A 15309-nucleotide genomic window follows, 5' to 3' on the forward strand; every position below is an offset into this window, starting at 1 on the left:
TGCCGCCGGGCGCTCCCTCCCGCGCCCGGCGACAGCCCCCCGCAGCAGCGCCCTAGGACAGAAGCTTCCCGAGCTCCTGGACTGCCCGCTCCACGCTCTCGCGGGTCTTCTTGTGCGCCACCAGCCGCGGCAGGTTCCCCGCGGGCTGGTCCAGGTACCGCGCGGCCCGGCGCGCCGCTTCGGCCGCGTCCTCCACCAGCCCGCAGCCGATCAGCACGGAGACCGACTGCGGCCACAGCTCCGTGTCCATGAGGTCGCGCACCGACTGCGGCATGGGCTCCGGTACGGCGCCGGGGTCCGGCACCGTCCACGAGTGCCGCCCATGCCGTACGACGACGGGCTCCTCGCCCGGCAGGTGCACCGTGGCGCGCGTACCGACGGGGACCACGACGTCGAGGTAGAACTCGCCGTCCGCACGCCGCCATGCGACGGACGCCTCGCCGTACGGCGTCAGATGACGCGCCGACGCATGCGTCAGCGTGCTGTCCGGCCGCGGCCGCACCGTGATCTCCCGGTAGCCGGGTGCGGCCGGTGCGAGCCCCGCGACGACGCGGTGCATCCAGTCGGCCACCGCCCCGAGCGCGTAGTGGTTGAAGGACGTCATCTGGCCGGGGTTGATCGAGCCGTCCGGCAGCATGCTGTCCCAGCGTTCCCAGATGGTCGTCGCGCCCATGGTCACCGGGTACAGCCAGGAAGGGCAGCCCCTCTCCAGCAGCAGGTTGTAGGCCAGGCCGAGCCGGCCGGCCGACGTGAGGGCGTCCGTGATCAGGGGCGTGCCCACGAAGCCCGTGCTGATGCGGAACCCGTTCACCCGCACGAGGTCCGCGAGCTGCCGCGCGGCGCGCTCCCGCTGCGGCCCCTCGGGCAGAAGTCCCCACTCCAGGGCGAGCGCGTACACCGTCGGAGAGTCGCTGAGCACCCGCCCGGAACCGGTCACGTACTCCCGGGTGAACGCCTCCCGCGTGCGGGCGGCCAGCGACGCGTAATGATCGGCCTCGGCCTCGCGTCCCAGCACCCGCGCCGCCTCGGCCAGGACCTCCGCGGAGCGGGCCAGGTGCGCCGTGGCGACGATGTCGGCGTCCGCCTTCGCGGCGAAGGGGTTGTCCGGCGGCGCCGCCGGGTCCAGCCAGTCGCCGAACTGGAACCCTCCGGCCCACAAGCCGTCCGTGGTCAGGGACGCCATCTTGTCCACCCAGCGGCACATGCTGGGGAACTGCCTGTCGAGGACGTCCGCGTCGCCGTAGCGCTGATAGAGCACCCACGGCACGATCACGGCGGCGTCGCCCCACGCGGCCGCCGCCGGGCTCTCCTTGCTCATCAGCTCCTGGAGGTTCCGCAGCTCCGGAATCACCCACGGGACCGCACCGTCCGGATGCTGGTCCGCCGCCAGATCCGCGAGCCAGGAACCCAGGAAGCCCGCGCTGTCGAAGAGGAAGCTCGCCGTGGGCGAGAAGACCTGGATGTCGCCGGTCCAGCCGAGCCGCTCGTCCCGTTGCGGGCAGTCCGTGGGGACGTCGAGGAAATTGCCGCGCGTGCTCCACACGACGTTCTCGTGGAACCGCTCCAGATCCGGCTCGGAGCAGGAGAACCATCCCGTACGCCGCAGCTCCGTCCCGACGACCACGGCCTCCACGTCGTCCGCCCGGAGACCGGGCACGCCGGTGACCTCGGCGTAGCGGAAGCCGTGGAAGGTCAGGCTCGGCTCCAGCACCGCCTCGGCGGCGTCCGCGAGCACGTAGCTGTCCGTGGCCTTCGCGGTACGCAGGGGGCGCACGCCGAGTTCGCCGTCCTCCAGTACCTCCGCGTGGCGGACGACGACCTCGTCCCCCGCCTTCGTGTCCCGCGCGCGCAGCCGCACCCAGCCGACCAGGTTCTGGCCGAAGTCCACGAGGGTGCGCCCCGCCGGTGATGTGAAGACCCGCTCGGCCGGGACCACTTCGGTGACCCGCACCGGAGGACCGGTGGGTGCCGTCAGCCGGCCGACGTCCGCGTCCAGTACGTCGACGCCGTCCGCGGTGCTGCTCCTGCGCGGGCGCAGATCGGTGCGCTGACCGTCGTACAGGTCGTCTTCGAGGATTCCGCTCTCGTGCGCCGCCCAGTGCTCGTCGGTGCCGACGATCTCGGTGGAGCCGTCCGGGTAGTTCACCTCCAGCTGTGCGAACAGGCCCAGCCGCTCCCCGTAGTTGGCGAACTCGCCTCCCCCGAAGCCCAGCCGCCCCCGGTACCAGCCGTTGCCCAGCAACACCTCGAGCGTGTTCTCGCCCTCGTGGACCAACTCCGTGACGTCGTAGGTCTGGTAGCGCAGCCGGTGGTCGTAGCTCGTCCAGCCGGGAGCGAGCACGTCGTCGCCCACGCGGCCGCCGTTCAGCGTCGCCGTGTAGACGCCGTGTGCCGTGATGTACAGGCGCGCGGACGCGATGCCGGGCCCGAGGACGACGGACCGCGTCAGAACCGGGGCCGGTCCGCCGATGCCGCCGATGGACGCCGGGCTGATGAACCGGGCCGTCCAGTCCCCGGGTTCCAGCAGACCGGTCTCGACGGTGGACGGCTCGCTGAACTCCGTCCACCGGTCGCCGGACGCCGCGCGCACCCGCACGGACGCCCGCGTGCGCGACGGCAGCGGATCGAACGGCCAGGGAACCAGGACCTGTTCGGCCGATTCGACCCGTACGGTCGTCGTGGAGTCCAGTTCCACCTCGTACGCGGTCTGCTGCCAGGACGGGTCGTCGGTGCCGACCTGCCAGGACAGTCGTGGTGCCGGCGTACCGATCCCGAACGCGGAATCGAGGTGCTCGAAGCGGACAGGGCTGACGGCGGCGGACTTCGAACTCATGCGGGTGCACGCTCCGATTCGATCTGCTCCAGTGACTTGCCCGAGGTGTCGGGCATGAAGAAGTAGCCCACCGCTCCGCTGATGACCAGGAACACCAGGAGCAGAGCCGCGACGGGCTCGATCCCTGTGGTCGCGAGTACGGGGACGAAGAAGCTCCAGATGCCCAGGAGGACCCGGGCGGTTCCGAAGGTCAGGCCCTGCGCGGTACCGCGCAGGATGGTCGGGAACAGCTCCTGGCTGAAGACCTTGTACATCGCCTCACCGGCGAGCGCGGCGCCCACGGCCCAGAAGAGGATGTTCCCGATGATCACCGGGATGTTGAACGGAAAGATCAGGTAGATCGCGAACGCGGTGATCTGCATCAGCGCCCCGACGCCCCACATCCGCTTGCGAGTCGCGTGGGACCTGTCGGCGAGCCGCATGAACAGCACGAACGTGGCCGTCATTCCGAGCGCGAAGCCGAGGGCGGTGAGTCCCACGCTGACCGCCTGACTCCCGGCGTTGAGCGTCTTGATGATGTACGGGTTGAAGATCCCCTTGGTGCCGGCGGCGAGGTTCCACGTGGCGTAGATGGTCACGGTCCACACGAGCGCCTGAAGATTGGCGCCGCTGAAGAGGTTCCGCAGCTTCTGCTGCACGGGCGCCTGGGATGCGGACGCGGACGCCTCCTCCCACCGGGGGGACTCGCTCAGCCCCTGGCGCAGCGCCCAGGTGACGAGCGCCACCAGCACCAGATGCAGGAAGACGATGCGGATGCCGAGCATGCCGAGCGGCGCGAGCACGAAGGCGAGCAGCAGCACGACCAGCGGCCCGGCGTTCCATGCGATCTGGGTGAAGCCCAGCAGCTTGCCGCGTGCCTTCGCGGGCGAGAACTCGCCGACCAGCGCCAGGGACGCCGGCACGTCGGCGCCGACCGCGACGCCCACGATGAAGGTGCCGACGAACAGCATCGGCGAGTTGAACGACAGCGCGATCAGCAGCGTCCCGGCCGCGTACACCAGCAGGTCGTACTTGTAGATGCGCTTGCGGCCGAGTATGTCTCCCAACCGGCCGCCGATGAACGCCCCGAGGGCGCAACCGATCGCGTTCGGGCCGATGGCGGCGAGTGCGCCGACGGCGGTGCTGCCGAGGCCGAGCTCGGACTGGAAGAGGGCCAAGCCGGCACTGAGCGCGACGATCGACCCGGCGTCGATGTACGACGCCATCCCGGCCAGAATCGCCCACTTCCACTGCTGCCGGGTGATCGTTTCGCTGTCATCCGCCGGGCTCACGCCGACTGCCTCCGAGGATGCCATGCCGGGTCTCCTACTCCTCGTCGATGAGGGATGAGGGGATTGAAACGTATTAAGCGGGCACCGTAGCCACCGCACTTGCATCGCACAACACTTGGAACATCGTTGATGCGAATCGTTTTACTCGGCTCTGCACAGGCCACCGAGTGGTCGGCGGAGGCCCGCGCCAGACCCGGTTCTCCCAGCTGAGGCGCGAGCGGGTGCGTGCCCGTACGGAAGGCGAGCCCGGCGACCGGACCCGGCACGAGCTGTCATGAATCGTTTCATGCAGGCCACGGCGGTAGGGTGCGAACGTAGAGGTGGCGAAGGAGGCACACGTCAGTGGCAGCCGTCGGAGGCGGGAACACCGGCATGGTCAGCATCAAGGACGTCGCCCGCCAGGTGGGCGTCTCCATCGGCACGGTGTCGAACGCGCTGAACCGGCCCGACCGCGTCGCGCCGGGCACCCGTGCCCGCGTGATGTCGGCCGTCGACGAACTCGGTTACGTACGCAGCGAGTCCGCGCGCCAGCTCCGTGCCGGGCACAGCCGAATCATCGCGCTGCTCGTGCTCGACATGGGCAACCCGTTCTTCGTCGACGTCGCGCGCGGGGCGGAACAGGCGGCCCGCACCGAGGGGTTGGGCGTCATGCTCTGCAACAGCGAGCAGGACGAGGCCGCCGAGGCCCTGTACTTGTCGCTGTTCGCCGAGCAGCGCGTGCGCGGCGTGCTCATCACGCCCGCGGACGTGAGCGGGCAGACCATGAAATCGTTCCAGCGGCACGGCATCCCGCACGTCTTCGTGGACCGGGTGGTGGCCGCCGACGAGGCCTGCTCCGTATCGGTGGACGACGTCGCGGGCGGCGAACTGGCCGTGCGCCACCTGATCGAGGGCGGGCACACCTCCATCGCGTACGTCTCCGGCCCCCTGCATCTCGCCCAGTGCCAGGACCGGCGCACCGGCGCGCTGAAGGCGCTCGGCGACGCCGGGCTCCCACCGGAGAGCCTGATGGTGCTGGAGAACCGCGCGGACGACGTGGCGGCCGGCCGGGACGCGGGCTCGCGCTTCCTCGGCCTGGGGTCCCGGCCCACTGCGATCTTCTGCTCCAACGACCTGCTGGCGCTGGGGGTGTTGCAGACCTTGTTCTCGGCAGGCGTGCGCCTGCCCGAAGAGGTCTCGATCGTGGGTTACGACGACATCGAGTTCGCCGCGGCCGCCGCCGTACCGCTGACGTCGGTGCGCCAGCCCGCGGTGCAGATCGGCCGGACCGCCGCCGAGTTGCTGATCGACGAGACCAGCGGAGGTCCCGGTCACGCACACCAGAGCATCGCGTTCCAGCCCGAACTCGTCGTACGGCGTTCGACGTTGCCCCGCCGGCACTGAGCCGCGCACCCGCCGCTCCGGCTCCGGCCCCGGGGGGGCGTCCCCGCGGCCCCGACGCCCCGGCACGGACCGCCGCCTGATCAACTCCGCCCACGGCGAACCGAAGATCACCGAGCGAATCGACCTCGGGGAGCTGTTCCGGTTTGTACGCTTAGGCACGGAAACGCCTGAAGTGCCCGGAAACGGCGCTTCCACGTAGCGCCGGAGTCCACGCGACGCGATCAACGAGAAAGGGTCCCCGCCGCGACTTCCGTCACTGGCGGAGACCCGTTTCGTCGGTGTCTCTCTGTGCGCGAGGGGGGAGTTGAACCCCCACGTCCTTTCGGACACTGGAACCTGAATCCAGCGCGTCTGCCTATTCCGCCACCCGCGCATCGGGCGCTCCCCGGTCTTGATCGGGGAGTCGGCCGACGGGCTCCCTCAGGGTGCCTGCCGACGTCGAAAAGATTAGCACGCTGGCCGCCTTGGCTTCACATCTGTATGCGCCCCCGCAGGTGCCCGTACGACTACGGGACACTGGCTTCGAGGACGCCGCGATCCATGCGAGGGTGTGACGGCGAGCCCGAGGGAGCACGGCGGTGCACGACGATGTGAGAGGTGACACTCCTCCGTCGCGCACCACAGGGGAACCGCCCGATTTCCTCACGCGTGGATACGATCAGTAAGCAGTACGGACCGACGTACGAACACAGCTTGCGCGCCGCCGGGTGACACTGGGAGGCGCACTAGAGCCGAGGGCATCTGGGAAGGAGGTGCAACGTGGGAGTTCTGAAGCGCTTCGAGCAGCGGCTTGAGGGTCTGGTCAACGGCACCTTCGCCAAGGTGTTCAAGTCCGAGGTACAGCCTGTGGAGATCGCAGGCGCCCTCCAGCGGGAATGCGACAACAACGCGACGATCTGGAATCGCGAGCGGACCGTCGTGCCCAACGACTTCATCGTCGAACTGAGCGCACCCGACTACGAGCGCCTCAGCCCCTACTCCGGCCAGCTCGGTGACGAACTGGGCGGAATGGTACGCGACTACGCGAAACAGCAGCGCTACACCTTCATGGGATCGGTCAAGGTCCATCTGGAGAAGGCGGACGAACTCGACACCGGTCTCTACCGCGTACGCAGCCGCACCCTCGCCTCCAGCGCTTCACAGCAGCAGCCGCAGCGCGCCTCCGGCGCACCCGGCAACGCCTACGGCGGCCAAGGCGGTTACCCGCCCGGCCCCGGCCCGGCAGGCGCTCCCCCCATGCCGTCGGGCCCGCCGCCCGGCTACGCTCCCGGCTCCGGCGGCGGCGCGATGCCCCGTGCCGAGACGAGGCGCTGGATCGAAATCAACGGCAACCGCCACCAGATCTCCCGCCCGACCCTCGTTCTGGGCCGCAGCACCGAGGCCGACGTGCGCGTCGACGACCCCGGAGTCTCGCGGCGGCACTGCGAGATCCGCGCCGGAGACCCGGCTTCGATCCAGGATCTCGGATCCACGAACGGCATCGTGGTGGACGGACAGCACACCACTCGCGCTACGCTCCGCGACGGTTCACGCATCGTCGTGGGCAGCACCACGATCATTTACCGGCAAGCCGAAGGGTGAAGCGGGGGCATGTCAGAGCTGACCCTCACGGTCATGCGGCTGGGTTTTCTCGCCGTACTGTGGCTGTTCGTCATCGTGGCCGTGCAGGTCATCCGCAGCGATCTGTTCGGCACGCGCGTGACGCAGCGCGCCGCACGCCGGGCCGAGGGCCAGCGGCCGCAGCAGCGCCAGCAGCCCCCGAGACAGCAGAGCGGGCGCCGCGGCGGCGGTGGCCGCGGGCGGAACGCACCGAGCAAGCTCGTCGTCACAGAAGGGTCGTTGACCGGAACCACGGTCGCGCTCCAGGGTCAGACGATCACGCTCGGCCGTGCTCACGACTCCACAATCGTGCTGGATGACGACTACGCCTCCAGCAGGCATGCCAGGATCTACCCGGACCGTGACGGCCAGTGGATCGTCGAGGATCTCGGGTCCACCAACGGCACCTATCTCGACCGGACCCGACTCACCACTCCGACGCCGATCCAGCCCGGAGCGCCGATTCGCATCGGCAAGACGGTCATCGAGCTGCGGAAGTAGTTACAGATCATGACGACCGGAGGGTGGGCACCGTGCGGATGTATCCGGAGCCGACGGGCGAGGTGCGCATGAGTCTGTCACTGCGCTTCGCCGCCGGATCTCACGACGGCATGATCCGGGACCACAACGAGGACTCCGGTTACGCGGGCCCGCGCCTGCTCGCGGTCGCCGACGGCATGGGCGGCCAGGCCGCCGGCGAGGTCGCGAGCTCCGAGGTGATCTCCACCATCGTCCAGCTCGACGAGGACATCCCCGGCTCCGACATCCTCACCTCCCTCGGCCTCGCGGTGCAGCGCGCCAACGACCAGCTGCGCGTCATGGTCGAGGAGGACCCGCAGCTGGAAGGCATGGGCACCACGCTCACCGCACTGCTGTGGACGGGCCGGCGGCTCGGCCTCGTACACGTCGGGGACTCCCGTGCGTACCTGCTGCGTGACGGACAGCTCACGCAGATCACGCAGGACCACACCTGGGTGCAGAAACTCGTCGACGAGGGACGCATCACAGAGGAAGAGGCCACCACCCACCCGCAGCGCTCCCTGCTGATGCGCGCGCTGGGCAGCGGCGACCACGTCGAACCCGACCTGTCCATCAGGGAAGTACGGGCGGGCGACCGCTATCTGATCTGCTCCGACGGCCTTCCGACCGTCGTCAGCCCGCAGACCATCGAGGAAGCCCTCGCCAGCTACCAGGGCCCGCACGAGACCGTGCAGGACCTGATCCAGCTCGCGTTGCGCGGCGGCGGTCCCGACAACATCACATGCATCGTCGCGGACGTCGTCGACGTCGACGAGAACGACGCCCTGGGGCGGCAGTTGAACGACACCCCGGTCGTCGTCGGAGCCGTCGCGGAGTCGCAGACACCGCTCGGCGGCGTCGGCGCGATGGGGACGCCCGCGGCGCGCGCGGCCGAACTCGGCCGCAGCGCGGGCCAGTCCGTGCCGCCGCAGAACTCCGCGGGCGAGGGCTTCGGGCCGCCCGGAAGCGGCAGCATGGCCGGCCCCCCGCCGGGCGGCAGCTTCGGCACGTACACCGAGGACGACTTCATCAAGGACCCCGGCGGCAGAAGGTGGCTGCGCCGGTCCATGTGGATCGCGATGATCCTCATCATCGTCGGCGGCGGTCTCTACGGCGGCTACCGCTGGACGCAGACCCAGTACTACGTCGGCGCCAACGACGACCACATCGCGCTCTACCGCGGCATCAGCCAGGAACTCGCCGGCATCAGCCTGCACGACGTCTATCAGGACCGTCCCGCAGTCGAACTCAAGTACCTGCCCGGCTACCAGCGCAACCAGGTCCGCGAGACCATCGCGGCCAGCAGCGCGGGCGAAGCCCGCGACAAGGCCGACGAGTTGGAGGAGCAGGCCAAGGTCTGCCGGATCGTCTCCGAGCAGCGCGTCCAGCCCCCGGCCGACGAGGGCAAGAAGGACGAGCCGAGCAAGCAGGGCGACGCGGACAAGAGCGCCGACAAGAACAAGGCCGGCGCGGCCGACGGCTCCTCCGCGAGCAAGGACCCGAGCGGCTCTCCGTCGCCGACGCCCAGCCCGAAGCTCTCGGAGAAGCAGCAGCAGCTCGCCAAGCAGTGCACCGCGCCGTAGGGGGGCTCCGGCAGCTATGAGCAGCAACGTCATGACGAACACCGGCAGCAACACGACGGTCTCCCCCGGAGGCCTTCCCAGCCGCCGCAACACAGAGCTGGCGATGCTGGTCTTCGCCGTGCTCATCCCGGTCTTCGCGTACGCCAACGTCGGCCTCGCCAAGGACGGCGCGCTCCCCGCCGGCATGCTCGGCTACGGCCTGGGCCTGTGCCTGCTCGCCGGCGTCGCGCACATCGTCGTGCGCCGCTGGGCCCCGTACGCGGACCCGCTGATGCTGCCCATCGCCACGCTGCTCAACGGCATGGGCCTCGTCCTCATCTACCGGCTCGACCTCGAACCGCTGCCCGGCGGCGCGGCCGCGCCCACGCAGCTGATGTGGTCCACGCTCGGCGTGGGGCTCTTCGTCGGCGTGCTGGTCTTCCTCAAGGACCACCGCGTGCTTCAGCGCTACACGTACATCTCCATGGTGTCGGCGCTGATCCTGCTGATCCTCCCGGTCTTCTTCCCGGCCCGCTTCGGCGCCCGCATCTGGATCACGATCCCCGGCGTCGGCTCGTTGCAGCCCGGAGAGTTCGCGAAGATCATCATCGCGGTCTTCTTCGCGGGCTACCTCATGGTCAAGCGGGACGCACTGGCGCTGGCCAGCCGCCGCTTCATCGGGCTCTACCTGCCGCGCGGCCGGGACCTGGGGCCCATCCTCGTCATCTGGGGGCTGTCGGTCCTCATCCTCGTCTTCGAGACCGACCTGGGCACCTCGATGCTCTTCTTCGGTCTCTTCGTGGTCATGCTGTACGTCGCCACGGAGCGCACGAGCTGGATCGTCTTCGGGCTCGGGCTGACCGTGGTGGGCGCCGTCGCCGTCGCCAGCTTCGAGCCGCACGTGCAGGGCCGCGTCGACGACTGGCTCGACCCCATGCAGGCGTTCAAGGACGGTTCCGAGCAGCCCGCGCAGGCGCTGTGGGCCTTCGGCTCCGGCGGCACCCTCGGCTCGGGCCTCGGGCAGGGCTTCTCCCGGCTCATCGGGTTCGCCGCCAAGAGCGACTACATCTTCGCCACCGTCGGCGAAGAGCTCGGCCTCGCCGGGGTGATGGCGATGCTGCTGCTGTACGGGCTGCTCGTGGAGCGCGGCATCCGCACCTCGCTCGCGGCCCGCGACCCCTTCGGCAAGCTGCTCGCCGTCGGCCTCTCGGCCGCCTTCGGCATCCAGGTCTTCGTCGTCGCGGGCGGCGTGATGGGGCTCATCCCGCTCACCGGCATGACGATGCCCTTCCTCGCGCAAGGCGGCTCGTCCGTCATCGCCAACTGGGCGCTCGTGGCGATCCTGCTGAAGATCAGCGATACGGCACGACGGCCGGCTCCGGCCCCCGCGCCCTCACCGGACGCCGAGATGACGCAGGTGGTCCGCCCATGAACCGGACCGCGTACGTGAACCAGACCGTACCCATGCACCAGACCGTGCCGGCGCACCGGACCGCGTACGTGAACCCGCTATCCGCAAGAGGTGATGCACAGTGAACAAGCCACTGCGCCGGATCGCGATCTTCTGCGGCCTGCTGGTGCTCGCCCTGCTGGTACGCGACAACTGGATCCAGCTCGTCCAGGCCGACGAGCTCAAGACGGACCCGAAGAACCGACGCGTCGCGATCGCCCGTTACTCGCAGCCGCGCGGCAACATCATCGTCGACGGCAAGTCGATCACCGGCTCCACGGACACCAAGAGCGGCGACTTCCGCTACAAGCGCACGTACAAGAACGGCCCGATGTGGTCGCCCGTGACCGGCTACGCCTCGCAGGCCTTCGGCGCGAACCAGCTGGAGGCCCTCAACGACGGCATCCTCACCGGCGACGACGACCGGCTCTTCTTCAACCGCACGATCGACATGCTGACGGGCAAGCCGCAGAAGGGCGGCAACGTCGTCACGACGCTCGACGCCAAGGCGCAGAAGGCCGCCTTCGAGGGCCTCGGCGACAAGAAGGGCGCGGTCGCGGCGATAAACCCCAAGACCGGCGCCATCCTCGCCCTCGCGAGCACGCCGTCGTACGACCCGTCGAGCTTCGCGGGCAACGGCGACGCCGACACCGAGGAGTGGTCGAAGCTCCAGAAGGCGAAGAACGAGGACGAGCCGATGCTCAACAGGGCGCTGCGGCAGACCTATCCGCCCGGCTCGACCTTCAAGGTCGTCACCGCGGCGGCGGGCCTGGAGAGCGGCGAGTTCGATCTCGACAAGGCCACCGACAGCCCCGACCCGTACAAGCTGCCGGACTCGCAGACCAAGCTCGGCAACGAGGGCAACATCCCCTGCGAGAACGCCACGGTACGCAACGCGCTGCGCTTCTCGTGCAACACCGTCTTCGCGAAGATGAGCCACAAGCTCGGCAACGAGTCGATGATCGAGACGGCCGACAAGTTCGGCTTCAACAACAAGAAGGTGGACACCCCGGTCCGCGCGGCCGAGAGCGTCTACCCGAAGGACAACAAGCCGCAGAACGCGATGGCCGGCATCGGCCAGGCCAGCAACCGCGCCACCCCGCTCCAGATGGCCATGGTCGCCTCCGCCGTCGCCAACAACGGCTCCCTGATGAAGCCGTACATGGTCGACCAGCTCGTCGCGCCGAACCTCAACGTGGTCGAGCAGCACAAGCCGACCGAGATGAGCCGCCCGGTCTCTTCGGAGAACGCACAGAAACTCCAGCAGGGCATGGAGACCGTGGTACAGAAGGGCACGGGAACCAGCGCTCAGATCCCGGGCGTCACAGTCGGAGGCAAGACGGGCACCGCCCAGCGCGGTGTGGAGAACAGCGAGAACCCCTATGCGTGGTTCATCTCATACGCGAAGGCCAAGGACGGTTCCGCGCCGGTCGCGGTGGCCGTCGTCATCGAAGGTTCGGACACACTGCGCAGCGACATCGCGGGCGGCAAGCTCGCCGCCCCCGTAGCCAAGGGCGTGATGAAGGCCGTGCTCGAGGACAAGCAATGACGTACTCGGCGCTCACCACCAAGATCCACCGGGGCGGGGGAGTTCGCCCGGCGGACTCCGGAGACGTGACCGAAACCACCCCGGCGGCACCGCAAGTGGTGACGTCAGTCACCTCAGTCACGACCGACCCGCACGAGTGGGCGGGTACCGTATCCCGAGCAGCACACCGCCGTGCCGTACGTCAGATACGGGCCCGGACGAACGGAGAGGGCTGGAGACTATGGAAGAGCCGCGTCGCCTCGGCGGCCGGTACGAGCTGGGCTCAGTGCTCGGCCGCGGCGGCATGGCCGAGGTCTACCTCGCCCATGACACGCGCCTGGGCAGGACCGTCGCGGTCAAGACGCTCCGCGTCGACCTGGCTCGTGACCCGTCGTTCCAGGCCCGGTTCCGCCGCGAGGCCCAGTCGGCCGCATCGCTGAACCACCCGGCGATCGTCGCTGTCTACGACACCGGCGAGGACTATGTGGACGGCGTCTCCATCCCGTACATCGTGATGGAGTACGTGGACGGATCCACTCTCCGCGAACTGCTGCATTCCGGACGCAAGCTGCTGCCCGAACGCGCGATGGAGATGTGCGTCGGCATCCTCCAGGCACTGGAGTACTCCCACCGCAGCGGCATCGTCCACCGCGACATCAAGCCAGCCAACGTGATGCTGACCCGCAACGGCCAGGTCAAGGTCATGGACTTCGGCATCGCGCGGGCCATGGGCGACTCCGGCATGACGATGACGCAGACCGCGGCCGTCATCGGCACCGCCCAGTACCTCTCGCCGGAGCAGGCCAAGGGCGAGCAGGTCGACTCCCGCTCCGATCTGTACTCCACGGGCTGTCTGGTCTACGAACTGCTCACGAACCGGCCGCCGTTCGTCGGGGACTCTCCCGTCGCGGTCGCCTATCAGCACGTACGGGAAGATCCGCAGCCCCCGACCGTCTTCGACCCCGAGATCTCGCCCGACATGGACGCGATCGTGATGAAGGCGCTGGTCAAGGACCCGGACTACCGGTACCAGAGCGCGGATGAGATGCGCGCCGACATAGAGGCCTGCCTCGACGGGCAGCCCGTCGCGGCCACGGCGGCCCTGGCCGCCGTCGGCGGCTACGGCGGCTACCCCGACGACCAGCCCACCACGGCGCTGCGGGCGCAGGACTCACAGACGTCGATGATGCCGCCCGTCCGCGACGACAACGGCGGCTACTACGACGACGGGCGGGGAGGCGGCCGCCGGCGTCAGTCGCGGAGCAACCTCTCCACGATCCTGCTCGTCCTGGCGGCGATCTTCATCCTCGTCGGCGCGATCTTCATCGGCAAGACGCTCTTCAGCGGCGGCCCCGGGAACACCGCGAAGGTGCCCAACCTGGCGGGGGAGAGCTTCAAGCAGGCCAAGATCCTCGCGAGCAACGGCGGCTTCAAGGTCACCAAGGGCGGCAGCAAGTTCTGCGACGAGAAGAAGAACACGGTCTGCGACACCGACCCTGCCGAGGGCACCCAGATCGATCGGGGCGAGACCGTCACGCTCAACATGTCCAAGGGCCCGGCCCCGGTCGACGTTCCGGACGTGGAGGGCAAGTCCTTCCCCAACGCCAAGCAGGAGCTCCAGAACGCGGGCTTCAAGGTCAGCCGCAAGACCCAGCAGTCGGACGAGACGCCCAACACCGTGCTGACGCAGGACCCGAACGGCGGCGGCAAGGCGCCGAAGGGCTCGACCGTCGTCCTGACCGTCGCCGAGGAGCAGACCACGGCGGTGCCCAACGTCGTCGGCCAGCAATTCGACGCCGCGCAGGACCTGTTGGAGGAGCGGGGCTTCGAAGTGGCCCGCAAGGAGCAGGACGCTCCGGACAAGCCCGCCGGCGAGGTCCTCGCGCAGGACCCGACGGGCAACCAGCAGGCCAAGGCCGGCTCCCAGGTGACGCTGACCGTCGCGAAGGCGCCGGACAACGAGCCCGCCACGGTGCCGGACGTCACGGACGATCTGGTCGCGGACGCCCGTGACACGCTGGAGGAGGCGGGCTTCACAGTCCAGGTCCAGGGCGCGCCGGACGAGAACGACGCGACCGTCGTCACCACCAACCCGCCCGCCAACACCCAGGGCAAGAAGGGCGACACGGTCACGATCATCGCCCGCCCGGGCCAGCCGGGCGACGACGGCGGTGCCGACGGCGACGACGGCATCTTCGGAGGCCCCGACGGTGGGCCGAACAGGAGCCGCGACAAGTCCTGACGGCGGTACCGGACGCACGGACTGCGCCCCCGCAGCGATCTCGCTGCGGGGGCGCGGTCGTGCGAGCGCAGTCGTGCGAGCGCGGTCGTGCGAGCGCGGTCGTGCGACGGGGCGAGTGTGCGGGCCGGGCCAACCGGCCCGCGTGTCAGCGCAGTTCCTTCGGCGGAGTCCGCTTCGCGTTCACGTCCACCGTGCGCTCCAGCTCACCCCAGACCACGTACCGGTACTTGGAGGTGAAGACGGGCGTGCACGTGGTCAGCGTGATGTACCGCCCTTCGCTCCGCTTGCCGGAGCCCTTCGGCACTGCGTCCAGCACGTCGACGTTGTACTTGGACGTGCGCGGCAGGATCGAGAAGACCTTGTAGACGAACCAGGTGTTCTTCGTCTCGAAGACGACCGCGTCGCCCTTCCTGATCTTGTCGATCCTGTGGAACTTCGCGCCGTGCCCGTCGCGGTGGGCGGCCAGGGAGAAGTTGCCCGACTGGTCCTGCGGCATCGCCGACTTGACCGGCTTCGTGTAGTAGCCCGCCGCGCCCTTGTTGAGCTCCTCGGCGTCGGTCCCCTTCATCACCAGCACGTCTTCACGCGACATCGACGGTACGTGCAGGAAGCCGATGCCGTCCTTGGTGTCGAGGGCCCCCGGGGTGCGGTCGTGCAGCCAGCTCTCCCGCACCTTGTCGCCGGCGCGCTTGGAGTCGCGTTCGGCGAGCACGTTCGTCCACCACAGCGAGTACGCGACGAAGAGCGCGAGCACGACGCCCGCGGTGATGAGGAGTTCGCCGACGAAGCCGACCAGCGCGGAGACGCGGCGACGGCGCGCGGCCCTGCGCCCGCGCTCGGACGCGGGAGGAGGGGGCGGAAGGGACGACGACGCCCCCGGCCTCCCGCCCCTGCCGTGTTTGGTCTGTGACACGCTTACCGC

At 69.3% G+C, this 15309-nt stretch carries 10 protein-coding genes and 1 tRNA gene; 7 read left to right on the forward strand and 4 right to left on the reverse strand.

All coding sequences use genetic code 11. The features are described 5' to 3' along the window. Positions 1-52: 52 nt before the first annotated feature. Entirely contained in the window at positions 53-2833 is a 2781-nt protein-coding gene (locus QQM67_RS22975) for a glycoside hydrolase family 78 protein (RefSeq protein WP_314175961.1), read from the reverse strand. After that, positions 2830-4128, reverse strand: a complete 1299-nt coding sequence (locus QQM67_RS22980; protein ID WP_314175962.1) for an MFS transporter — start codon at positions 4126-4128, stop codon at positions 2830-2832. Before QQM67_RS22980 ends, QQM67_RS22975 begins: the two co-directional genes overlap by 4 nt. A 348-nt stretch (positions 4129-4476) precedes the next feature. Here QQM67_RS22980 and QQM67_RS22985 point away from each other — a divergent pair, with 348 nt between their 5' ends. Next, complete coding sequence (locus QQM67_RS22985; protein WP_314176199.1) at positions 4477-5487, forward strand: LacI family DNA-binding transcriptional regulator; 1011 nt, start codon at positions 4477-4479, stop codon at positions 5485-5487. A gap of 289 nt (positions 5488-5776) precedes the next feature. Here QQM67_RS22985 and QQM67_RS22990 read toward each other — a convergent pair. Continuing rightward, positions 5777-5860: transfer RNA gene (locus tag QQM67_RS22990), tRNA-Leu, on the reverse strand. 386 nt (positions 5861-6246) lie between these two features. On the opposite strand from QQM67_RS22990, the gene QQM67_RS22995 reads away from it, so the two are divergent. The 6 genes from QQM67_RS22995 to pknB all read left to right on the forward strand — a co-directional run bounded on the left by QQM67_RS22995 (position 6247) and on the right by pknB (position 14387). Then, a complete protein-coding gene (locus QQM67_RS22995) occupies positions 6247-7068 on the forward strand; it encodes a DUF3662 and FHA domain-containing protein (RefSeq protein WP_314175963.1) in 822 nt (273 codons plus the stop codon). A gap of 9 nt (positions 7069-7077) precedes the next feature. Next, a complete protein-coding gene (locus tag QQM67_RS23000) occupies positions 7078-7587 on the forward strand; it encodes an FHA domain-containing protein FhaB/FipA (protein ID WP_070009087.1) in 510 nt (169 codons plus the stop codon). 23 nt (positions 7588-7610) lie between these two features. Then, positions 7611-9188 carry a PP2C family protein-serine/threonine phosphatase gene (locus tag QQM67_RS23005; protein ID WP_314175965.1) on the forward strand — a complete coding sequence of 526 codons (1578 nt, stop codon included), beginning with the start codon at positions 7611-7613 and terminating at the stop codon, positions 9186-9188. A gap of 16 nt (positions 9189-9204) precedes the next feature. Further along, complete coding sequence (locus QQM67_RS23010; protein WP_314175967.1) at positions 9205-10599, forward strand: FtsW/RodA/SpoVE family cell cycle protein; 1395 nt, start codon at positions 9205-9207, stop codon at positions 10597-10599. 100 nt (positions 10600-10699) lie between these two features. Beyond that, a complete protein-coding gene (locus QQM67_RS23015; protein ID WP_314175969.1) occupies positions 10700-12166 on the forward strand; it encodes a peptidoglycan D,D-transpeptidase FtsI family protein in 1467 nt (488 codons plus the stop codon). 220 nt (positions 12167-12386) lie between these two features. Continuing rightward, positions 12387-14387 (forward strand): Stk1 family PASTA domain-containing Ser/Thr kinase, encoded by a 2001-nt coding sequence (gene pknB, locus QQM67_RS23020; RefSeq protein WP_314175971.1) that lies wholly within the window; start codon positions 12387-12389, stop codon positions 14385-14387. A 145-nt stretch (positions 14388-14532) separates the two neighbouring features. On the opposite strand, the gene QQM67_RS23025 is transcribed toward pknB, so the two are convergent. Further along, on the reverse strand, positions 14533-15300 hold the full coding sequence (locus QQM67_RS23025) for a class E sortase (protein ID WP_314175972.1): 768 nt from the start codon (positions 15298-15300) through the stop codon (positions 14533-14535). Positions 15301-15309 lie beyond the last annotated feature (9 nt).

The sequence above is a fragment of the Streptomyces winkii genome (genome assembly GCF_032248595.1).
Lineage (GTDB): Bacteria > Actinomycetota > Actinomycetes > Streptomycetales > Streptomycetaceae > Streptomyces > Streptomyces winkii.